Annotated in this window: 19 protein-coding genes; 3 read left to right on the top strand and 16 right to left on the bottom strand. The window is 71.7% G+C overall.

What is annotated here, in order from left to right; genetic code table 11:
• Positions 1 to 95: 95 nt before the first annotated feature.
• The 3 genes from MRB58_RS02565 to MRB58_RS02555 form a co-directional block, all read right to left on the bottom strand.
• Positions 96 to 869 (bottom strand): creatininase family protein, encoded by a 774-nt coding sequence (locus MRB58_RS02565; protein ID WP_244780112.1) that lies wholly within the window; start codon positions 867 to 869, stop codon positions 96 to 98.
• A gap of 4 nt (positions 870 to 873) precedes the next feature.
• A complete protein-coding gene (locus tag MRB58_RS02560) occupies positions 874 to 2,010 on the bottom strand; it encodes an amidohydrolase/deacetylase family metallohydrolase (RefSeq protein WP_244780110.1) in 1,137 nt (378 codons plus the stop codon).
• Between the two features lie 87 nt (positions 2,011 to 2,097).
• Positions 2,098 to 2,460 carry a RidA family protein gene (locus tag MRB58_RS02555; protein WP_244780109.1) on the bottom strand — a complete coding sequence of 121 codons (363 nt, stop codon included), beginning with the start codon at positions 2,458 to 2,460 and terminating at the stop codon, positions 2,098 to 2,100.
• Positions 2,461 to 2,783: 323 nt separating this feature from the next.
• Between MRB58_RS02555 and MRB58_RS02550 the strand changes: the two genes are divergently transcribed.
• A complete protein-coding gene (locus tag MRB58_RS02550) occupies positions 2,784 to 3,671 on the top strand; it encodes a MurR/RpiR family transcriptional regulator (RefSeq protein ID WP_371747225.1) in 888 nt (295 codons plus the stop codon).
• A gap of 82 nt (positions 3,672 to 3,753) precedes the next feature.
• Here MRB58_RS02550 and MRB58_RS02545 read toward each other — a convergent pair whose 3' ends face one another.
• A complete protein-coding gene (locus tag MRB58_RS02545) occupies positions 3,754 to 4,113 on the bottom strand; it encodes a hypothetical protein (RefSeq protein ID WP_244780107.1) in 360 nt (119 codons plus the stop codon).
• 252 nt (positions 4,114 to 4,365) lie between these two features.
• Between MRB58_RS02545 and MRB58_RS02540 the strand changes: the two genes are divergently transcribed.
• Positions 4,366 to 5,202, top strand: a complete 837-nt coding sequence (locus tag MRB58_RS02540) for a universal stress protein (protein WP_244780105.1) — start codon at positions 4,366 to 4,368, stop codon at positions 5,200 to 5,202.
• 63 nt (positions 5,203 to 5,265) lie between these two features.
• Here MRB58_RS02540 and MRB58_RS02535 read toward each other — a convergent pair whose 3' ends face one another.
• From MRB58_RS02535 to MRB58_RS02480, 12 genes are all read right to left on the bottom strand, one after another.
• Entirely contained in the window at positions 5,266 to 5,877 is a 612-nt protein-coding gene (locus MRB58_RS02535) for an MliC family protein (protein ID WP_244780104.1), read from the bottom strand.
• Positions 5,878 to 5,968: 91 nt separating this feature from the next.
• Positions 5,969 to 6,391 (bottom strand): MarR family winged helix-turn-helix transcriptional regulator, encoded by a 423-nt coding sequence (locus MRB58_RS02530; RefSeq protein WP_244780103.1) that lies wholly within the window; start codon positions 6,389 to 6,391, stop codon positions 5,969 to 5,971.
• Positions 6,388 to 7,089, bottom strand: a complete 702-nt coding sequence (locus MRB58_RS02525) for an ABC transporter ATP-binding protein (RefSeq protein ID WP_244780100.1) — start codon at positions 7,087 to 7,089, stop codon at positions 6,388 to 6,390. The genes MRB58_RS02530 and MRB58_RS02525 overlap by 4 nt, the downstream gene beginning before the upstream one ends.
• Positions 7,090 to 7,094: 5 nt before the next feature.
• Positions 7,095 to 7,703: a LysE family translocator gene (locus MRB58_RS02520; protein WP_244780099.1), complete on the bottom strand. Its 609-nt coding sequence runs from the start codon at positions 7,701 to 7,703 to the stop codon at positions 7,095 to 7,097.
• A gap of 10 nt (positions 7,704 to 7,713) precedes the next feature.
• Positions 7,714 to 8,490: an ABC transporter ATP-binding protein gene (locus MRB58_RS02515; RefSeq protein WP_244780097.1), complete on the bottom strand. Its 777-nt coding sequence runs from the start codon at positions 8,488 to 8,490 to the stop codon at positions 7,714 to 7,716.
• Positions 8,487 to 10,328, bottom strand: a complete 1,842-nt coding sequence (locus MRB58_RS02510) for an ABC transporter permease (protein ID WP_371747271.1) — start codon at positions 10,326 to 10,328, stop codon at positions 8,487 to 8,489. The genes MRB58_RS02515 and MRB58_RS02510 overlap by 4 nt, the downstream gene beginning before the upstream one ends.
• 255 nt (positions 10,329 to 10,583) lie before the next feature.
• On the bottom strand, positions 10,584 to 11,813 hold the full coding sequence (locus tag MRB58_RS02505; RefSeq protein WP_244780095.1) for an ABC transporter substrate-binding protein: 1,230 nt from the start codon (positions 11,811 to 11,813) through the stop codon (positions 10,584 to 10,586).
• A 134-nt stretch (positions 11,814 to 11,947) separates the two neighbouring features.
• Positions 11,948 to 12,394: a cupin domain-containing protein gene (locus MRB58_RS02500; RefSeq protein ID WP_244780093.1), complete on the bottom strand. Its 447-nt coding sequence runs from the start codon at positions 12,392 to 12,394 to the stop codon at positions 11,948 to 11,950.
• 5 nt (positions 12,395 to 12,399) lie between these two features.
• Positions 12,400 to 13,275 (bottom strand): UPF0280 family protein, encoded by an 876-nt coding sequence (locus tag MRB58_RS02495; RefSeq protein WP_244780087.1) that lies wholly within the window; start codon positions 13,273 to 13,275, stop codon positions 12,400 to 12,402.
• Positions 13,272 to 14,801: a 6-hydroxynicotinate reductase gene (locus MRB58_RS02490; RefSeq protein ID WP_244780085.1), complete on the bottom strand. Its 1,530-nt coding sequence runs from the start codon at positions 14,799 to 14,801 to the stop codon at positions 13,272 to 13,274. Before MRB58_RS02490 ends, MRB58_RS02495 begins: the two co-directional genes overlap by 4 nt.
• On the bottom strand, positions 14,798 to 17,533 hold the full coding sequence (locus MRB58_RS02485; RefSeq protein WP_244780084.1) for a molybdopterin cofactor-binding domain-containing protein: 2,736 nt from the start codon (positions 17,531 to 17,533) through the stop codon (positions 14,798 to 14,800). Before MRB58_RS02485 ends, MRB58_RS02490 begins: the two co-directional genes overlap by 4 nt.
• Positions 17,530 to 18,387, bottom strand: a complete 858-nt coding sequence (locus MRB58_RS02480; RefSeq protein WP_244780083.1) for a xanthine dehydrogenase family protein subunit M — start codon at positions 18,385 to 18,387, stop codon at positions 17,530 to 17,532. Before MRB58_RS02480 ends, MRB58_RS02485 begins: the two co-directional genes overlap by 4 nt.
• Before the next feature lie 210 nt (positions 18,388 to 18,597).
• On the opposite strand from MRB58_RS02480, the gene MRB58_RS02475 reads away from it, so the two are divergent.
• The gene (locus tag MRB58_RS02475; protein ID WP_244780081.1) at positions 18,598 to 20,142 is read left to right on the top strand and encodes an acetolactate synthase large subunit; all 1,545 of its coding nucleotides are present in this window, start codon (positions 18,598 to 18,600) and stop codon (positions 20,140 to 20,142) included.
• Positions 20,143 to 20,372: the final 230 nt, after the last annotated feature.

Raw genomic sequence — 20,372 nt, 5'->3', positions numbered from 1 at the left:
TCAGATTAATATGATTGCTGTTCCTCAATCAAGGCCGCGGAATGCCGAATATTTGCCGGCGCGATGGTGAAAGTGTGAGCGCCGACGCCGCATGTTTATTCAGATTCCGGCACATCCTTTTGAAGATCATCGACGATTTCGACGAGGCGCGTGACGACGGCGGTGGTGATGGCGGTGCCCTTGGGCGCGTTCGCCAGCGCCGGAGCGCCGCGCACGCCGGTGCCGCCGGTCAGCGCCGACATCGGCCGCACCCAGAGAGCCGCCGCACCATTGAGCATGTCGCCCTCGGCCCACGGGAAGGTGGGGGCGTCGCCGCGCGCCGGGATCAGCGCGTCGCGCACCGCGTCCGGCTCGGCCGCCATCAGCAGCGACGTCTCGAACTCGCAGGCATGGCCGACCGCGCCGCGCCCCCCCTCCACTAGCTCGCGCAGCCGCGCGCCGGCGAGCTGCCACCACGTGGTGAAGACGATCCGGCAATCGGGGTGATCCTGCGCCAGCATCTGCGCGATCGTGCCGCCGACGGCCTGGTTGCCGCCGTGGCTGTTGAGGATCAGCACATTGCGGAAGCCGTGCCGCAGCGCGGAGCCGACGACGTCCATCACGTAGGCGGTGAACGTCGCGTGGGAGACCGTCAGCGTGCCGCCGAGGTCCATGTGATGCTCCGAGCAGCCGACCGCGACCTGTGGCAGGACGATGACGCCCGCGGGCCGTGCCGCCTCCAGCGCGGCGAGGAAGTGGTTGCCGATGAAGGCGTCCGTCCCGGTCGCGAGGTGCGGGCCGTGCTGCTCGACCGCGGCGATGGAGACGACGAGCGGGACGCCCTTGTCGGCCGCGTTCAACTCGTCGCGGGTCATCCGCTCCCAGTACATGGCGCTACTCGCCGTGCCACCAGCGGCCGGCGAGCACCACGCCCTCGGCCTTCAGCTTCTGCGTCCCGGTCTCGACGAGGCCGCGCACGTCGGCCAGCTCGAACTCGCCCTCGACGACCGAGACGATCGACGCGTCGCCGACGTTGCCGGGGCCGAAGGTGCCCAGCTCCGGCCGCTGCAGCGCCTTCGCCGGCACCGCGGTGGAGCGCTCGATCACCTCGGTCAGCGGCATGCCGAGGTGCAGGAACTTCGTCATCGTCATCAGCTGGTCGTAGGCCGGACCGTTGATGCAGAAGGCGTGCACGTCGGAAGAGATGGTGTCGGGCGGGAAGCCGGCGGCCATCATCGCCTTGGCCGTCTTCCACGAGAACGAGCCCATGCCATGACCGATGTCGAAATAGACGCCGCGGTCGCGCGCCTTGAGGACCTCGGGGCGGATCGTACCGTCGGGGTCGACGGGCGAGTTGGGGAAGGGGCGATAGCAGTGGGTCAGCACGTCGCCCTCGCGCAGCATCGCGACGACGGCCTCGTAGGAGGGCGGCGGCTCGTCGATATGGCACATCACCGGGAGGTCCATCTCCCGTGCCACGTCGAGCGCGACGATCAGCGGGTCGATCCCCGACGGGCCCGACGCGTGGCGGCCGATGCGCACCTTCACGCCGACGATGACGTCGCGGTTGGCCTCGATGACCTCGGCGGCGAGGCGCGGGGCCATCAGCCGCCAGTCGTGGCTCTCGCCCACCATCAGGCTGGTGTGGAAGCCGTAGATGCCCGCGAACGAGACGTGCAGGTAGGCGAGGATGCGCGGTTCGGCCGGCTCGATGACGTGCTTGCGGAAGCCGGCGAAGTTGCCGGGACCGGCGGACCCGGTGTCGATCATCGTCGTCACGGCGCTGTCGCGCGCGAACATCTCCGGGTCGACGCCGAGCGAGGTTCCGCCCCAGTAGACGTGGGTGTGCAGGTCGATGATGCCGGGGGTGACGATCTTGCCGGAGACGTCCCGCACCTCGGCGTTGCCGGGGGCGATATCGTCGGCGATCCGGCTGACGGCGCCGTTCGAGAAGGCGACATCGGTGACTGTGTCGATGCCTTGCGACGGGTCGATCACCCGCCCGCCCTTCAAGATGAGGTCGGGACCCATGGAGCGTGTCCTATTGCGCCTCGGTGCGAGGCCCTGGCTGCGGGGGTGTCGCCGCGCCGGACGCGCGGCGACGGGACGGCGCGCCGCTCAGAGCGGCTTGTAGGCGATCGCGTCGATCTCGACCTTGATGTCGATCATCAGCTTCTGCTCGGACGTGGTCCGGGCGGGGGGCTCGGACGGGAAGAACTCGGCGTAGGTCTTGTTGAACTCGGCGAACTCTTTGGCGTCGGTCAGGATCACGGTGGTCTTGACGACGTCGCTCATCGCGGCGCCGGCCATCGTCAGGACGGCCTGGATGTTTTTCAGCACCTGACGCGTCTGCTCGGCGATGCCGCCGGCGACGACGGCGCCGTCGGCCACCGGCACCTGGCCGGAGACGTAGATGAAGTCACCGGCGCGGACGGCGGGGGAGAGGGGGACGGCGGCGTTGCCGAAGCATTGTTTCGCCACTTCTGGGCTCCTCGCGTGGGTTATGGCGGCGGCCGGGCACGGGTGGCCGGAGCACGCACGCGGCCAGCCCCGCCGGGTCGGCCGATGGGTTGCAGCAGCGTAGAAGCGGGGTGTGGCGTCCCGCAAGACGCCATGTGTAACTTTCCTGCATTTGGCTCAGTTTTGGTCCGGATGCTTACCGTCTGGGCGGCGAGCGGCGCGCAATTCATGTTGCAAACTGACATGGGCGCGGCCACGCTGCGCCTCTTGTGTCCTCACGCTGCGCCCCGGTGCGTGGCGGCGGGCGCGCCACGCTGGCCGAGCGCCGACCGAGAGGGGGCACCTTGGACGGACCGCGCACGATCGACATGGTGGCACGCCTGCGCCACCTCGCCCAGGCTGGCAGCCCGGCCGAGATGCGCCTCGCCCAGATCGTGCTCGACCGGCCGAGCGACGCGTCCGAGGCGCCGATCCAGACCCTCGCCGCACAGGCCGGCGTGTCCGAGCCCACCGTCACCCGCTTCTGCCGCGCCCTCAACTGCGAGGGCTTGCGTGATTTCAAGCTGCGGCTGGCGCAGGTGGTGGCCGTCGGCGGGTTCACCATGTTCCCCGAGCCGGTGCAGCGCAGCCCGGACGACGAGCACATCCTCACCCTGGTGCGCGACGGCGCGACGGCGGCCATCGAGCGCACCGTCGCCGCGCTCGACATGAGCCTCGTCGCCCGCGCCGCGCTGGCGATCTCCGGCGCGCGCCATGTGGTGACGTTCGGGTCCGGCGGCCTGTCCTCGATGGGGGCGGTGGAGTTGCAGAACCGGCTCTTCCGCCTCGCCGTGCCCGTCGCCGCCCACACCGACGGACAGATGCAGCGCATGGTCGCCGCGGTGGCGCAGGAAGGGACGACGGTGGTGGCGCTGTCCAGCTCGGGCTCGGTGCGCTCGGTGGTGGAGGCGACACGCATCGCCCGCGCCTACGGGGCGACGACGATCGCCATCACCAATCCGCAGTCGGCCCTGGCGCGCGAAAGCGAGATCCTGCTGGGCTTCAGCATCCCGAGCGACGGCCAGATCACCCGCCCGAGCCCCGCGCGCTACGCCATGCTGACCGTGGTGGACGTCCTCGCCACGTCGGTCGCATCAGTGCGCGGCCCGGAGGTCCTGGAGGGCCTGCGCCGGATCCGCCAGAGCCTCAGCGCACTGGGAATGTCCGACGCCGACCGGCCGATCGGCGACTGATCCCGCGCCGCCCTTCAGGCGTCCCCCGGCGCGCTGGCGCCCGGCTGCCCGGCGGTCGTCCCGCCGTCGCGGGTGCCGCGCGCTACTCGATCGCCGGCGGCCTGCCGGTGCCGCGCGGGGCATCCATCGCCAGCAACGCGTCCTCGGACATGCGGCTCCAGAGGAAGGGCAGGCGCTCCAGCTCGCGCGTATAGTCGAGCATCGTCTGGCGCGAGAAGTCCATGAAGACGTCCATCGGTGCCATCGGGCCGGAGCTGCGCGCCAGCCGCAGCTCCAGGTCGGCGTAGCGCTGGAGCCGAAGGCTCAGGAACCGGGCGGTCTCGCGCGTCAGCTCGCTCGTGAGCTGGCAGGCGGTGCGCGTCGCGGCCTCGACCGGCTCGCTCGGCGTCATCACCGGCAGATTGGGCAGGGCGGGAGCCAAGACTTCGCCATGGTGTCGCATCGCTCTCTCTCCTCCGCGTTCGGATGCCCTTCGGGCAATGTCCTCTGGTTGAATACGCGCCGCATGCGGCAATCTGATGTAGCAGTCGTCGCGCGGCCACCAAGAAATATCGTCGTCTGCGACGCTGCGTTGATGGACATCAAAGCCGTCGTCGGACGAGGCTGTAGCATTCGGTTCGTTCGAGCCGACGGTCCGACGCGGCCCGCTCGAAACGCCGCGCGCTCGCAGCGGCGGTCCGTCTTGGAGGCTACCATGACAGCAGTGAAAACGATCCTCGTCCAGGCCGAGGATAGCGAGGCCGGCGCCTCGCTCCTGTCCGAAGTCGCGGCGCTCGCGGCCACGCACGGGGCGCACGTCGTGGCGCTCGCCGTCGCCGCGACGCCCACGCTCGCCTATGCCGGCCTGCCCGACATCCCGCCGGACGTCTACGCCGCGGACCTCGCCGACACGCGCGCCGAGGTCGAGGCCCGCGCGACCTTCGCCGGCGAGCGGCTCGCCCGGACCGGCGTCTCCTACGAGACCCGCGCCGTGGTGGTGCCGTCGGGCGAGGTGGGCAAGACCTTCGCCCGCCAGGCCCGCTACGCCGACCTCACCGTCTTCCTGCGCGACCTCGACGATTACGACTGGCACAGCCTGGTCGACGCGACCCTGTTCGACAGTGGCCGCCCGGTGCTGATCGTGCCGCCGGGCGCCTCGCTGGCCAACCTCGGCACCCGGGTCGCCGTCGCCTGGTATCCGGGGGCGGAGGCGGTGCACGCGGTGCACGACGCGCTCGACCTGCTGGTGGCGGCGAAGGACGTGCACATCGTCTGCGTCGACCCGCGCGTCGGTCCGGCCGGACACGGCGAGGAACCGGGCGCCGACCTCGCCACCATGCTCGCTCGCCACGGGTTGCCGGTCTCGGTCGACGCGATCCCGCGCCAGGACCGCTCCATCGCCACCGCGATCTTGCGCCACGCTGCGGAGATGGAGGCCGACCTCGTCGTCTCCGGCGCCTACGGCCACTCGCGCTTGACGGAGATCATCCTCGGCGGCGTCACCCGCGACCTGATGGACGATGCCGACCGCCCGCTGCTGATGTCCCACTGAGCCCACGGCGCAGAGGCCGCCGCGACTTGGCGGCCTCCCGCGAGGGCCGCTCGCCCGCCGGCGCTACTTATTCTCGGTGCAGTCGATCTCGGACCCGTCGGGATCGGCCTCGCGGTAACGGGCGGTGTCGCCCTTGAGCCAGATCCACCGCCCGTGGCTGGCGTCGTACTTCGACCCGGAGCCGGAGCGGGCGATGAAACCGATGTCCACCGTGTCGCCACGCTCGATGCGAACGGTGTCGACCGGCGTGTCGAAGAAGGCGGTGACGATCTCGTTCGCGGGGTTGTCGGCGCACGTCCAAGAGACGGTGTTGAACGGCTTTTGCAGCATGTAACGCGCGATCAGCTCCGACTCGCGTCGCTCGTAGGCGTCCGCGACGCAGGCGGAGACGTCGCCGGCCTTCCAGCAGTCGTCGCGGCCGGAGAGCCAGCCGCGTTGCTCGGCGCGCAGCTCCTTCTCGGCCGCGTCCCCGGCGTCCTTCAGCGCGTCGAGCGAAGCGGAGTAGGCGGACGCGACGCGGCGGTCCAGCGCGGCAAGGTCCGGGTTGTCGCACACCAGCGTCTCGGCCTCGCTCGAGGCGGCGGCACAGTCGAACGAGGGGCCGTCCTGGGCGCCGGCGGGGAGGCTCCCGGCGAGGGGTGCCAGCAGCAGGGCGAAAAGGGTCAATCGGTTCATGAGGGCGCTCCCGGATCGTGTCTGTCGTCCGCGCGTCGACGTCGCGGTGTTGGTGTGATGATAGGCGATCGCGGGCGGGAAGGGCAGCGCCTCAGGTCAGCTTGCGCAGGAGGCGCACGATGGTCTCGCGTTCGCGACTGGTGAGCGGCTTGAGCGTATCCTCGGTGATCTCGTGCCCGCGCTCGCGCAGCTGCGGGATCAGCGCCTCGCCGCGGGGGGACAAAGAGACGATGCGCAGCCGCCCGTCTCGCGGGTCGGGCGAGACGACGACGAGGCCCTTCGCGGTCAGCCGGTCGACGACGCCCTTGACCGTGGCGACGTCGAGCGCGGCGAGGCGGCCGAGATGGTTCTGCGAGCTGGGCCCGACCTCGGCGAGGCGGGTGAGCAGGCTGAACTGCGTCGGCGTCAGACCCTCGTTCATCCGGTCCTGGAAAATCGCGGTGTGGCGCTGGGTGGCCAACCGCATGAGGTAGCCGATCTGGTCGTCCAGAACGTAGGGCCTCTCGTCGCTCATACGGCCAGGGTCTCGCGGGCAATGGCGGGTTCTGCGTCGAGCTGGGCGAAGGTGCCGCGGAACCGGACCTCGCCCTTCTCGATGATGACGGCACGATCGGCCACCAGGCGGGCGAAATGAAGGTTTTGTTCCGACAGGAGCACCGCCAGCCCGCTCGACTTCATCTCGAGGATCACCCGCGCCATCTGCTCGACGATGAGCGGCGAGATCCCCTCGGACGGCTCGTCCAGCAAGATGAGTCGCGGGTTGCCGACGAGGGTGCGCGCGATGGTCAGCATCTGCTGCTCGCCGCCCGACAGGCGTCCGGCCGCCGTGGCGCGCCGCTCGGCCAGGTTGGGGAAGAGCTCGAAGAGGCCCTCGGCGGTCCAGGCCGGGGCGCCCGTGCGCGGCGGTCGGCGGCCGACCTCGAGGTTCTCCAGCACCGTCAGCTCGCGGAACACCCGCCGGTCCTCCGGCACGAAGCCGAGGCCGAGCCGGCAAGCGCGGTAGGGGGCCCAGCCGGTGATGGTCGTCCCGTCGAAGCGGACGGCACCGGAGCGGGGCCGGGTCAGTCCCATGACGGAGCGGATCGTGGTGGACTTGCCGGCACCGTTGCGGCCCAGCAGCGCCACCACCTCGCGCGCTCCGACGCCGAAGGACACGTCGCGCAGGATATGCGCGCCGCCGTAGAAGGTGTTGATGCGGTCGACCTCGAGCATCGCGGTCAGCGCTCCGACAAGGCGAGCTGCACGCCGAGCGCGGCGAAGGTGCCGGCGAACACCCGCCGTGCCCATCGCATGACCGCCGGGCGCTCCAGCACCGCGGTTCGCGCGGCCGCGGCGAGCGCGCCGTACACGACGAAGACGACGAAGGTCATCGCCATGAAGGTGGCGGCGAGCGGCAGCATCGCCAGCGCCGGGTCAGCCGCGCCGGCGGGGACGAACTGCGGCAGGAAGGCCAGGAAGAAGATCGACAGCTTGGGGTTCAGGACGTTGAGGAGCACCCCGTCGCGGATGGTGCGCGCCGCCGAGACGGCGTCCCGCCGCGCCAGCTCCAACCGATCGCCGGAGCGCAAGACGCTCCACGCCATGAAGAGGAGGTAGAGAACGCCGGCATATTTCACCGCCTGGAACGCCACCGCGCTGGTGTGCAGCACCGCCGCCAGCCCCACGAGGCTCGCCACCAGGTGCGGCACGATCCCCAATGTGCAGCCCGCCGCCGCCAGCACGCTGCCCCCGAAGCCGCGACCCAGACCGATCGCCACCGTGTAGAGAACGCCGGTCCCCGGCATCAGCACGACGACGAGCGACAGGACGAGGAATTCGGGGCTCATGCTGCGGACCTCACGGGGCTGCGCCGGTGGTGGGTGGGGCCATGACCGTGCCGCCGCCGAGATAGACCTCCTGCACGGTTCGGTCGGCCCGGATCTCGGCGCCCGTCCCCTCGGCGATCAGTTCGCCGCGGTTGAGGACCAGGACGCGGTGCGCGTGGGCGAAGACGACGTCCATGTCGTGCTCGGTGAACAGCACGCTGACGCCCTCGGTGGCGACGATCTCGCCCGTCAGCGCCATCAGCGCGGTGCGCTCGGCGGGTGCCATGCCGGCGGTCGGCTCGTCCATCAGGAGCACTTTGGGCCGGTGGGCGAGAGCGACGGCGAGTTCCAGGCGCTTCAGGTCGCCGTAGGCCAGTGTATTGGCGCCGCGGTCGGCGTGCCGGGCCATGCCGACGCGCTCGAGCAGGGCGTCCGCCTCGGCGCGGTAGAGGCTCGTGGCGCGGGCGAACATCGAGAGCGTGCGTTTGTGGTGCGAGATCAGCGCCATCTGCACGTTCTCGGCGACAGTCATCGACGAGAAGGTCTGCGTGATCTGGAACGTGCGGCCGACGCCGAGCCGCCACACGGTACGCGGGGCGAGTCCGCCGATGGAGCGGCCCTCCAGCGCGACGGTGCCGGCGTCGGGCTTGATGTAGCCGTTCAGCATGTTGAAACACGTCGTCTTGCCGGCGCCGTTGGGGCCGATCAGGGCCAGGAACTCGCCCGGCGCCAGCGCGAACGTGACGTCCGAGACGGCGGTGAGGCCGCCGAACCGCTTGGTGAGGCCGGTGACGGCGAGGACGCTCATGCCGGCCTCCGGAGGCGGAGCAGGCCGGCGAGGCGGCCGAGGGCGCCCGCGATCCCGTCCGGCGCGACGAGGACGATGAGGAGGATGATGGCGCCGAAGATGGCGCGCCAGTAGTCGAGCCGGGTCACCCAATCCTCGATGAGGACGAAGGCGGCGGCGCCGAAGACGGGGCCGAGCAGGGACTGCACGCCGCCCAGAAGCACCATGATAAGCCCGTCTATGGATTGGCCGATGGCGAGCGTATCGGGAAAGACGCTGCCCTTGGAGAAGACGAAGACCGCGCCCGCGACCCCCGCCAGCGTGCCGGCGAGGATGAAGCCGAGCCACTGGTGGGCGGTGAGGTCGATGCCGATCGCCTCGGCCCGCAGCGCCGAATCGCGCCCGCCGCGCAGGACGTAGCCGAACGGCGAGTGGGCGATGCGGCGGATCAGCAGGAGCCCCGCGCCGCAGACGACGAGGGCGAGGTAGAAATAGACCGCGCGGTCCGACGCCCAGCGCGCCGGCCAGACGCCGAGGATCCCGTCGTCGCCGCCGGTGACGCTCTGCCACTGGAAGGTGACGCCCCACAGGATCTGCGCCGCGGCGAGCGTCAACATGGCGAGGTAGACGCCCGACAGACGCACGCAGAACCAGCCGAACACCATCGCCCCGAGCGCGGCCGCCAGCGGGCCGAACGCCATCGCGGCCAGCATGGGGAGGTCGAGCACGCGCACCGCGAGCGCCGCGGCATAGGCGCCGAGGCCGAAATAGGCCGCGTGGCCGAAGGAGACCATGCCGCCGACGCCCATCAGGAAGTGGAGGCTGGCGGCGAAGAGCATCGCCACCAGGAGGTCGATCGCGAGGACGAGAAGGAACCCGTCGTCCACCAGCGGCAGCAGCGCCGCGGCGACGACGGCCGCGGCACACAGGGCGATGCCCGCGGGGGGCATCGCCCGCAGCGGCGCCTCCGGCACGGTGGCGCCGTGGGCCGAGGCTGGCGTGCCGAAGAGGCCGTAGGGCCGGACCACCAGGACGATGGCCATGACGAGGAAGGGCAGCACCATCGAGATCTGCGGGAAGACCAGCACGCCGAACGCATTGGCGACCGAGATGATCACCGCGGCGACGAACGCGCCGGTGACCGAGCCCATGCCGCCGATCACCACCACTACGAAGGCCTCGCCGATGATGTTGAGGTCCATCAGGAGGTTGACCGACTCGCGCGGCACCTGCAGCGCGCCGCCGAGCCCGGCGAGAAAGGAGCCGACCATGAAGGTGGAGGTGAAGAGGAGCCGTTGGTTGACGCCCAGCGCGCCGACCATCTCGCGGTCCTGCGTCGCCGCGCGCACCAGGACGCCCCAGCGGGTGCGGTGGAAGAGCAGCCAGATGAGCCCCAGCACCAGCGGGCCGATGACGATGAGGGCGAGGTCGTACTCGGGGATCGGTTCGCCGAAGATGCGCACCGCGCGGTCGAGCATCGGCGCGCGCGGGCCGAGGAGGTCTTCCGAGCCCCAGATGTGCAGCGCCGCGTCCTGCACGATGAGGACGACGCCGAACGTCGCGACGAGCTGGAACAGCTCGGGCGAATTGTAGATCCGCCGCAGGATGAGGATCTCGATCGCCGCGCCGACGACGGCGGTTCCGGCGGCCGCCAAGAGAACGCCCGTCCAGAAGCCGAAGACGCCCGGCAGCGTGGTGACCAGCGTGTACGCCATGTAGGCGCCGAGCATGTAGAGCGAGCCGTGCGCGAAGTTCACCACGCGCGTCACGCCGAAGATGATCGAGAGGCCGGAGGCGATGAGGAACAGGGAGGAGGCGTTCGCGAGCCCGGTGAGGAGCTGGGCGAAGTAGAAGCCCATCATGCGGGGGAGGTCGCTCCTTGGCTGGTGCTGCGTGCGCGCCGCCGGACCCGCGGGCGGCCGCCCCCCGGCCAGGCGGCGGCCGAGACGCCCGCCGCCGTCGCCCGGTTCGTCACCCGCCCCGTGACCGGCGTCGAGGGGCGGCCGGACGCGGGGCGCCGCGGCGCGAGGGCCGCGGCGCGAGTGCGCGGTGCGAGCGTGGGGGGCGGGGTGGCCACGGGCGGCGGTCCGGCTGCGCTTGCGGTTCGGCTGCGCTTACTGGCTGTCCGGGCGCAGCTTCAGCGCGTCGGCCTCGGAGGGCAGGTAGGCCTCGCCCGCGGCGTAGTGCCAGTCGACCATGCGCGGCTTGCCGTCGACCAGGCCGGTCTTGCCGACATAGGCGCCCATGGTGGCCTGATTGTCGACCGGGCGGTAGAGGAACGGGCCGGTGGGGCTGTCGACGCGCAGGCCTTCCATGGTTTCCAGCAGGGCGTCGGTCTGCATCGACCGGGCGGTCTCCAGCAGCGCCTTGATCGTCATCATCGAGTTGTAGCCGACGATGGATCCGGTCTTCGGCTCTTCGCCCCATTTCGCCTCGTACGCGTCGGCGAAGGCCTTGTGCTCGGGCGTGTCGACGTCGAAGCCCGGATAGCCGGTGACGATCCAGCCCTCGGGCGCCTCGCCGCCGAGCGGCTCCAGGTACTCCGGCTCACCCGACAGGAGCGAGACCACGACGCGGTCGTCGAACAGGCCGCGCAGCGAGCCCTCGCGCACGAACTTGGCGAGGTCGCCGCCGAAGGTGACGTTGTAGATGCCGTCCGGCTTGGCCTGCTCCAGCGCGCGCACGGCCGAACCGGCGTCGATCTTGAAGAGGGTCGGCCACTGCTCCTCGACGAACTCGACTTCCGGCTTCAGCTTGGTCAGCTCGCGCTTGAAGGCCTCCACCGCGTCGGTGCCGTAGGCGTAGTTGGGGGCGATCGTCACCCACTTCACGGCGTCGGTCTTGGCGGCCTGCTCGGCGAGCATGGCGGCCTGCATCGTCGTGCCGGGGCGCAGACGGTAGGTGTAGCGGTTGCCCTTGGACCAGATCAGCGCGTCCGTCAGCGGTTCGGAGGCGAGGAACAGCGTCTGGCTCTGGTTGGCGAAGTCGGACACCGCGAGGCCGATGTTGGACAGGAAGGTGCCGAAGATCATCACCACCTTGTCGCGGTTCACCAGCTCGTCGGCGATGCGGATGGCGGTCGCCGGGTCGCCGGTGTCGTCACGCGACAGGACCTCCAGCGGGCGTCCGTTGATGCCGCCGGCCGCGTTGATCTCCTCGAGGGCGAGTTCCCAGCCTTTCTTGTATGGCTCGGTGAAGGCGGCCATGCGGGTGTACGAGTTGATCTCGCCGATCTTGATCGGTGCCCCGTCCTGCGCCGCGGCGTGGGGCGCGAAGGCGGTGGGGGCGAGGGCGAGGGCGAGCGCGGCGATGCCGGCGCGAACGGTTGCGCGACGCGTGAGCATGGATGTCCTCTCGTCGGATCAGCGAAGGGGGTCTTCGCCATTGAGCGAAGTCTTAAACGGTTGACCGGGCACGACAAGCAACGTGCGCGGGGGGCTGACGCCACACGGTGATTTGCGCCGCCGCCCGGAGCGCGTCACGCGGCGGGTTCGCGGCGTGCCGCCGGCGCCCTCGGGACGTGTCCGGCGGCGGGGAGGGTCGCTTCGTCGAGGTTGGTCTGAGTGCGCTCGGGCGCGAGATGGATGTCGGTGGTGGCGAGGCGGCCGGGGCCGAGGTTGCGGAAGGTGTGCGGCACGTTCGCCGGGCCGAAGAGCACGTCGCCGGGGCCGGCGTCGACCACCATGTCGCCGATGGTGAACCGCGCGCGGCCCTCCCGCACGATGAAGATCTCGCCATAGGAGTGGACGTGCCAAGGCGGTCCGTCGCCCACCTCGCCGGTGGCGTAGAAAAGGACGGTGACGTCGGCGCCGAGCGCCGCGCCGGGGATCTCGCCACGCCAGGCACCGTCGGTCGCCACGGTCTCGGGCGACCAGCCGGGGCGGGCCCACTCGGCCGGGCGGACGATGCGCGGCGCGCCGGGCACCGGGCCTAGTCCTCGCGGTCGTCGGCGGCGGTGTCGCGGGTGATGCTCTCGCCCCACCCCAGTGAACGCGCCTGCCCCTGCAGGTAGAAGGCGACACCGCGGATCGTCCCGTCGGCCAGCATCTGCCGCGCCAGACGCGCGCCGCGGCCGATGGCGAGGGTCTTGTCCGCCTCGCTGAGGCGGCCGCACCCGGTCGTCACCAGACGCGAGCCGAGGTCGCTGTCGGGGTCCATGGTGTCGGCCGGCGCCCGCTCGATCGCCGGGTGGCCGGGGAGGTCGACCGCGTTGGCCAGCAGTGTCGCCGCGGCGTCGGCCTCGGCGGCGCTGGCGGCGAGCACGGTCACCGAATCGGCGATGCCGAGCGACAGGCTGCGGCCGGAGCGGCCGGAGGTGGCGATGCCGCCGATCCCATCGCCCGCTTTCAGCTGCACGGTGCCGAGGTGGGTGTTGTCGTGGGCGGAAATCTTGGCGTGCGCCACCTGCCCGCCGGAGAGGTGGACGGCGATGTCGCCACCGTTGTTGACGAAGGCGCGCGTCAACGGCGCCGAGGCGGTCATGGTGTCGAGGATCTCGTCGGCCACGGCGCCGGCGACGGCGGCCATCGGGGTGATGAAGGTGTCGGCCGCGTGGAGCCGGACCGCCCGCGCCATGCGCGAGGAGACGAGGCCCTCCATCTCCGTCTCGGGGTCGGCCGGGCGGCGCAGCTCGGCCAGCTCCTCGACGATCTCGGTCAGCACGGTGGCGAAGCGTCCGGCGGCGGCGGTGAAGGCGGCCTCGACCGCCGCTTCGCTGCCGTCGGCCGAGACGATCACGTCGATCGGGCCGTGTTGGAGGTGGAGGCGGCCGTCGGGAAGGAGCGCTGCGGTGGGGTCGGTCATCATGCGGCCTTTCCTCTTCTGGTGCGGGGTCGACCGTCGCCGGCCGGCACCGTGCGGAGGCCTTGAGCCTGCGCACTACGGATAACATCGGCGATGTCCCGCACCTCGTCCACATGACCGCCCAGCGCACGGTAGTCCGCCGCGGACATGGTGAACTCGATCGGCGCGACGAGTGCCGGCGTCGGCACCGAGCCGAACGCGTTCGTCGGCATCTCCATCACGTCGACCATGAACGTGATGCCACCGCCGGGCCAAAGGTACGCCGGTGCACCCCCGCATGTCACCCGCGTCAGCGCCTCGCGCACCGAACGGGTGAGGGCGATCGGATTCCGGGTGACGCCGGCGCGCAGCGAACCGCCCGCGCCGCCCATGAAAAGCACCGAGGCCACAGCCGGCTCGCAATTTTCCGCGATCCGCTCGACCACGCCGCGCAGGCTCGCCGGCAGCGGCGCCGGTCGCGGCACCAGCCCCTCGTCGAGCACGAAGTAGGCCCACTGCTCGCCGGTGGTGGAGACCATGAGGAGGGTGAGGCCGGGGCGGGCGAGCTTCGGGTCGAAGGGGCCGAGGATCGCGAGCGGGTCGGTGATGTCGGTGCCGCCCCAGTCGGTGCCGGGATCGGCGACCTGGAAGTAGCGGCCCGGCGTGGAGCGGCGGCCTTTGATCTTGATGCCGGTGGGCGCCATGTCGAGGAGCTTGCCCGACTGGTGCTCGGAGAGGACGCCGGTGATGTGGTCGTCCACCACCACCACCTCGTCGACGAGGCCGACCCACTGCCGGGCGAACATGCCGATGGTGGCCGAGCCGCAACCGACACGCATGCGCGCCTCGGTGACACCGTCGACGACGGGTGCCTCGCCCGCGGTGACGACGAGGTCGGCGCCGTCGTCCACCGTCATCTCGACCGGCTGGCGGTTGCACAGCGCCAGTAGCGCCTCGCAGGTGACGCGGCCCTCCTTCTTGGTGCCGCCGGTGAGGTGCTCGACCCCGCCCAGCGACAGCATCCTGGAGCCGTATTCGCCGGTGGTGACGTGGCCGATGGGCTCGCCCGCGACGCGCACTAAGGCGCGCTCGGGACCGATGTGGCGGTCGGTGTCGATCTTCACCTTGGCGCCGCAGTAGCTGAAGATGCCTTCGGTGACGACGGTGACCATGTCCATCCCCTCCGTCCCCGGCCCGCCGAGCGGCTGGCTGATGATGAAGGGGGCGGGCTTGTAGTCGGGATAGGTGGTGCCGGCGCCGATGGCGGTGACGAAGGTCCGGCCGGTGCCCAGCACGTCGCCGTCCCAATCGTTCGCCGCGTCGTCCGCCCCACCCTCCGCTCCGCCCCTGGGCAGGAACGGGACGAGCTTGTCGGTCCCCGCCTCGATGATGGTCAGCGGGTCGAGCCGGACGAGGGCGCCGGCGTGGTTGGCGTAGCGGTCGCACGCCCCGGTGCGCCCGTCGGCGATGTAGCACAGAACCGGGCACGCGTCGCAGCGGATCTTGTCGGGTTTGGCGGCGCCAGATGCGGCGGCGTCGGCGTCGGTCATGGGGCGCCTCTCTCGGCCTCGCGGGCGGCGCGGATAGCGGCGAGCACGCGGTCCGGCGTCGCCGGCACCGCGGTCAGGCGCGCGCCCGAGGCATGGCGGATGGCGTTGAGGATCGCCGGCGCCGTCGGGATCAGGGCATGCTCGCCGAGGCCCTTGGCGCCGTACGGGCCATGCGCGTCCGGCTCCTCCACGATGAGCGTCTCGATGGGCGGAATGTCGCCGATGGTGGGGATGAGGTAGTCGTGCAGGTTCTCGGTGCGGCCGGGGATATACTCCTCCATCAGCGCCATTCCGGCTCCCTGCGCGACGCCGCCGTGGATCTGCCCGTCGACCAGCACGGGGTTGATCGCGCGGCCCACGTCGTGCGCGGCCGTCACCTTCACCAGCGTCACCGTGCCGAGTTCCATGTCGACGTCGAGCTCCACCATATGCGCCGCATAGCCGTAGACGGCATAGGGCGCGCCCTGGCCGTCGGCGTCGAGCGGGGCGGTGGGGGGGTCGTAAGTCTCGGCCGCCTCCAGCGCGTAGAGGCCGTCCGTGGCGGCGAGGTCGATGCGCTGGCGCCGGCCCCTGTCCTCGACCACCAGACCGTCGCCGGGGATGATCCGGGCGTCGTCCCCGGCGTTGGCGAGGCGCAGGACGGCGGCGCGCAGCGTCTGCGCCGTGAGGCGGGCGGCGTTGCCGGACACGAACGTCTGACGGGAGGCGGAGGTCTTGCCGGCGTCGGGCGTCACGGCGGTGTCGGGACCGACGATCTCGACCGCCGCCAGCGGCACGCCGAGCGTCGTGGCGAAGATCTGCGCGATCACAGTGTTGGAGCCCTGGCCGATGTCGACCGCGCCCTGGTGGAGGACGATGGTGCCGTCGCAGCGGATGCCGGCGCGGATGGTCGACGGGTTGGGCATCGAGGTGTTGCCGCAGCCGTACCACCCGGCGGCGATGCCGACGCCGCGGCGCACCGGCCCGGTGCCACCCGCCTCGCCGAGGGCGCGGGACCAATGCGGCTCCAGCGCGGCGAAGCAGGCGCCGATGCCGACCCCTTGCGCGAACACCTGTCCGCACACCGTGGCGACGCCGTTGGCGAGCGCGTTGTGGCGGCGGAAGGCGAGGCGGTCCATGCCGAGCGCCAGGGCGAGATCGTCGAACAGCACCTCCTGGGCGATGGCCGATTGCGGCACGCCGAAGCCGCGGAACGCGCCGGACGGCGGGTTGTGGGTGTGGATCGCGCGGCTCCTGGCGCGGTAGTGCGCGATCGCGTAGGGGCCGGAGGCGTGCACCGGCACGCGGTTGGCGACGGTGGGGCCCCAGCTGGCATAGGCGCCGGTGTCGAACGTGCCGACGAAGTCGAAGCCGCAGATGGTGCCGTCCGCCGCGGCGCCGATGCGGCAGACGATGTCGGACGGGTGGCGCTTGGTGGTCGCCTGCATCGATTCGGTGCGCGTGTAGGCGGCGCGGACCGGCCGGCCGGTCCCGAGCGCGGCGATCGCCAGGAAGGGCTGGATGGAGAGGTCCAGCTTGGAGCCGAACCCGCCGCCGCACGCGGTCGGTACGATGCGCACCGCCTCCGGCGCGAGGCCGAGGATCTCGGCCAGGCCGTCACGGTCCATGACCGGCGCCTGCGTCGAGGCGTGGACCTCGACGCGGCCGTCCACCACCGCGGCGTAGCCCGCTTCCGGCTCGATATAGGCGTGCTCCACGAAGGGGGAACGGAACCGCCCGTGGGCGACGACGGCGGCGCGCGCGAGTGCCGCCTCGGCGTCGCCGCGGCGCACCAGCCCTTCGCACATCAGGTTGCCATGGCGGGCGGGGTGCAGGATCGGCGCACCGGGGGCTTCGGCCGCGTCGGGCGAGCAAGCGTCCACGAGCCGCTCGAAAGTGACGGGCACCTCCGCCAGGTCGAGGGCCGCGACGGCGTCCGCCTCGCCCACGACCGCGGCGACGGCCTCGCCCCGGTAGCGCGCCTCGACCACGGCGAAGACGGGCTGGTCGGCGAACGGTGGGATGACCCCGAAGCGGTTGAGACCGGGGACGTCGGCCGCGGTCAGCACCGCCACGATGCCGGGGCGGGCGGCGAACGCGGCGAGATCGCCCCGGTCGCCCAGGATGATCCGCGCGCGCGGGAACGGCGAGCGGACCACACGCAGCGCCAGGGCACCGGGGGGGGCGACGTCGTCGCCGAAGCGCTCGGTCCCGTCGACCTTGGCCCGTCCGTCGACGCGGGCGACCCCGGCGCCGACGCCGTCGGCCTCGGGCGGCGCGCGCACCACGTCGAGGACGGCATCGACGATGGCGCGGTAGCCGGTGCAGCGGCACAGCACGCCGGCGAGCGCGTCCTCCACCTCGTTGGGCGTGGGGGTGGCGGTGCGCTGTAGCAGTGCGGCCGCGCTCACCAGCATGCCGGGGGTGCAGATCCCGCATTGCGCCGCATTGTTGCGGTGGAAGGCGTCGGCGAGGCGCCGCACCTCCGGTGTCTCGCGCAGGCCCGCCAAGGAGGTGACGACACGCCCCTCCGCCTCCTGCGCGTGGACGAGGCAGGCGCACACGGGCGCGGCGTCGAGCAGCACGGTGCAGGCGCCGCAGTCTCCCGCGTTGCAGCCGACCTTCACATCGAGCGCGCCCAGGCGCCGCAGCGCGTCGGAGAGCCGTTCGCCCGCGCGCGGGTCGAAGGCGACGGCCGCGCCGTTCAGCGTCAGCGTCGGCGTGTCGGCGGGGTGGGGGCGGGCGAAGTTCATGACGCGCGCCCCGGCCGGGATCCCGGCATGGCGGCGGCCGCGGCCAGCGTGCGGCGCACCAGCACCAGCGCCGCCTCCCGGCGGTAGGCGGCGCCGGCGCGCACGTCGTCGATGGGTGCCAGCGGGGCGAGGTGGGCCGCGACGGGTACGGCCGGCGCATCGTCCACCGTGACCCCGAGGAGTGCGGCTTCGAGCGCGGCGAGACGCACCGCGACCGGTGAGCAGGCCCCCACGGCCACTCGGGCGGCGGTGATGCGACCGGCTTCGGCGGCGATCACCACGGCGACCATCGCGATGGAGATGACGAGGTAGCGCCGCGCGCCCAGCTTGGCGAAGGCACCGACCGCCCCCGCCGGTTGCGCCGGCACGACGACGGCGGTGACGATCTCGCCCGGCGCCAGAGCGGTCCGCCGCGGTCCGAGGAGAAATTCGCCGAGCGGCAGCGTGCGCGAGCCGTCCGGGCCGGCGATCTCCACCGCGGCGTCGAGCGCCAGGAGGGCCGGCACGCCGTCGGCGGCGGGGGACGCGTTGCACAGGTTGCCGGCGAGCGTCGCGCGGTTCTGGATCTGGATGGAGCCGACCTGGCGTGCGGCGGCCTTCAGCGCGTCGAACGCGGCCGGCATCTCGGTCCCGGCGAGCTGCGACCAGGTGACGCCGGCGCCGATGCGCCAGCCCGCGTCCCCCGCCTCGATTGTCGCCATGCCGGGGATGCGCTTGATGTCCACCACCGGCCCGGCGAGGCGGGGGCCGGCGGCGGCCGCAAAGAGGTCGGTTCCGCCGGCGAGGACGCGCGCCGAGCCCGAGCCTAAGGCGGCCAATGCGTCGTCCAGCAGCAGGGGGCTCGGAGGGGCCATGGCGTATCCGCGCTCGTTGGTATGCGAACGGTATCGCGCCTGTCGCCATTGTCAATTCTTTGGGCGTGCCTGCAATTTGTGCTGGGCCGGGTCTTTCGGTTCGCCATTGCCAAAGGCTGCGGGGATTGGAAGGATCGTGCCACCGCGCCGCGCTCGGGTGCGGCCGTGTCCGCGATTCGCGGGGCGGCGATCCTCAACCATGGAGTGGATATGAACGGGGCGGAAAGCCTGGTGCGCACCCTGTCGGCCGGCGGCGTCGACGTCTGTTTCGCCAATCCCGGCACCTCTGAGATGCAGTTCGTGGATGCGCTCGACCGCACGCGGCTGATGCGCTGCGTGCTCGGCCTCTTCGAGGGTGTCGTCACCGGGGCGGCGGACGGTTATGGCCGCATGGCGGGCAAGCCCGCTGCGACGCTCCTGCACCTCGCGCCGGGGATGGCGAACGCCTCGGCCAACCTGCACAACGCCAAGAAGGCGCGGACCCCGATCCTCAACCTCGTCGGCGACCACGCGCTGCGCCATCAGGCCTACGACGCGCCGCTCTCGGCCGACGTCGAGGCCGCGGCGCTGCCCTTCTCGGATTTCGTGCGCATGACCCGGTCGGCGGCCGACATCGGCGCGGACGGGGCGGAGGCGCTGGCCGCGGCCATGAGCGCGCCGGGCAAGATCGCGACGTTGATCTGCCCGTCCGACACCGGCTGGGACGAGGGGGGCGTGGTGGCCGAACCGCGCAAGCCGCAGGGACCGGCGCCGATCGACGCGGTCGCGCTGGATGCGGCGGTCGAGGCGCTGGGCCGCGGGCACGAGACGATGATCCTCGTCGGCGGCTCGGTGCTGGAGGACGTGGCGCTGACCGCGCTGGTGGCCGGCATCGCCGAGCGGACGGGCTGCCGGGTGGCGGTGCCGGCGGCGAACCGCAGGCTGGAGCGCGGGCGCGGCCGGGCCAACTTCGCCAAGGTCCCCTTCGCGGTGGACCTCGCGGTGGAGATGCTGGCGGACGTGCGCACGCTGGTGATGATCGAGGCGCGCCAGCCGGTGGCCTTCTTCGCCTATCCGGGCAAGCCTTCGGTGCTGCTGCCGGACGCCTGCACCCGGCTCACCCTGGCGGACCTTCACGAGGACGGCCCCGACGCGGTGCGTGCGCTCGCCGACCGGGTCGGCGCCAGGCCCGCGCGGATCGCCGACGCGCCGCGCGCCACGGCGCCGCAGGCGGTGCCGATCTCCTACCAGGCGCTGGAGATGGCGATCGCGGCCGCGCTGCCGGAGGACGCCATCGTGGTGGATGAGGGGCTGACGGCGGGCCGGGGCATCTACGACGCGACGTTCGGTGCACCACCGATGAGCTGGATCGCGATCACGGGCGGCTCGATCGGCATCGGCCCGCCGATGGCGGCGGGCGCGGCGATCGCCTGCCCCGACCGGCCGGTGGTGTCGCTGCAGGCGGACGGATCGGCGATGTACACGATCCAGGGCCTGTGGACGCAGGCGCGCGAGAACGCGAACGTCACCACGGTGATCTTCGCCAACGGCACCTACGAGATCCTGAAGCACGAGCTCACGCGCGTCGGCGCCAATCCGGGCCGCAGCGCGCTCGACATGCTGGAGATCAACCGCCCGTCGCTCGACTTCGTGTCGCTGGCCAAGGGGATGGGCGTGCCGGGCGTACGGGTCGAGGACGCGGCGACGCTGTGCCAGGCGATCCGCGACTCGGTGAAGGAGCCGGGCCCGAAGCTGATCGAAGCGATCCTCGCCTGACGAGGGACGGCGCGCCCACCCCGGCACGCCGTCTCTCTCTCTCTCTCTCTCTCTCTCTCTAACCTGTGCGCTCCCTTCGAGGGCTGTGGCGGGGTCAAGCGCCCGCCCGGAGCCACGCGCAGCGCAGCGAGCATGGCGAGGACGGGTGCTTGACGCCGTCGCGGGCCTCGTGAGGCTCGAGCCAGCTGTTCAGCTCAGGTGGCTTCTTCAGCCAGCTGAACTGAACGGCT

Origin of the sequence: Acuticoccus sp. I52.16.1, assembly GCF_022865125.1 — a bacterium.
Taxonomy (GTDB): Bacteria; Pseudomonadota; Alphaproteobacteria; order Rhizobiales; family Amorphaceae; genus Acuticoccus.
This window is presented reverse-complemented; position numbering and strand designations above follow the sequence as displayed.

Excerpts from the sequence above, each read along its gene's own strand:
- MRB58_RS02565 (WP_244780112.1), bottom strand. The coding sequence starts at position 869 with ATGTACTGGGAGCGGATGACCCGCGACGAGTTGAACGCGGCCGACAAG.
- MRB58_RS02535 (WP_244780104.1), bottom strand. The coding sequence starts at position 5,877 with ATGAACCGATTGACCCTTTTCGCCCTGCTGCTGGCACCCCTCGCCGGG.
- MRB58_RS02510 (WP_371747271.1), bottom strand. The coding sequence starts at position 10,328 with ATGGGCTTCTACTTCGCCCAGCTCCTCACCGGGCTCGCGAACGCCTCC.
- MRB58_RS02540 (WP_244780105.1), top strand. The coding sequence starts at position 4,366 with ATGACAGCAGTGAAAACGATCCTCGTCCAGGCCGAGGATAGCGAGGCC.
- MRB58_RS02490 (WP_244780085.1), bottom strand. The coding sequence starts at position 14,801 with ATGACCGACGCCGACGCCGCCGCATCTGGCGCCGCCAAACCCGACAAG.
- MRB58_RS02530 (WP_244780103.1), bottom strand. The coding sequence starts at position 6,391 with ATGAGCGACGAGAGGCCCTACGTTCTGGACGACCAGATCGGCTACCTC.
- MRB58_RS02520 (WP_244780099.1), bottom strand. The coding sequence starts at position 7,703 with ATGAGCCCCGAATTCCTCGTCCTGTCGCTCGTCGTCGTGCTGATGCCG.
- MRB58_RS02495 (WP_244780087.1), bottom strand. The coding sequence starts at position 13,275 with ATGATGACCGACCCCACCGCAGCGCTCCTTCCCGACGGCCGCCTCCAC.
- MRB58_RS02525 (WP_244780100.1), bottom strand. The coding sequence starts at position 7,089 with ATGCTCGAGGTCGACCGCATCAACACCTTCTACGGCGGCGCGCATATC.
- MRB58_RS02515 (WP_244780097.1), bottom strand. The coding sequence starts at position 8,490 with ATGAGCGTCCTCGCCGTCACCGGCCTCACCAAGCGGTTCGGCGGCCTC.
- MRB58_RS02560 (WP_244780110.1), bottom strand. The coding sequence starts at position 2,010 with ATGGGTCCCGACCTCATCTTGAAGGGCGGGCGGGTGATCGACCCGTCG.
- MRB58_RS02475 (WP_244780081.1), top strand. The coding sequence starts at position 18,598 with ATGAACGGGGCGGAAAGCCTGGTGCGCACCCTGTCGGCCGGCGGCGTC.
- MRB58_RS02545 (WP_244780107.1), bottom strand. The coding sequence starts at position 4,113 with ATGCGACACCATGGCGAAGTCTTGGCTCCCGCCCTGCCCAATCTGCCG.
- MRB58_RS02485 (WP_244780084.1), bottom strand. The coding sequence starts at position 17,533 with ATGAACTTCGCCCGCCCCCACCCCGCCGACACGCCGACGCTGACGCTG.
- MRB58_RS02505 (WP_244780095.1), bottom strand. The coding sequence starts at position 11,813 with ATGCTCACGCGTCGCGCAACCGTTCGCGCCGGCATCGCCGCGCTCGCC.
- MRB58_RS02480 (WP_244780083.1), bottom strand. The coding sequence starts at position 18,387 with ATGGCCCCTCCGAGCCCCCTGCTGCTGGACGACGCATTGGCCGCCTTA.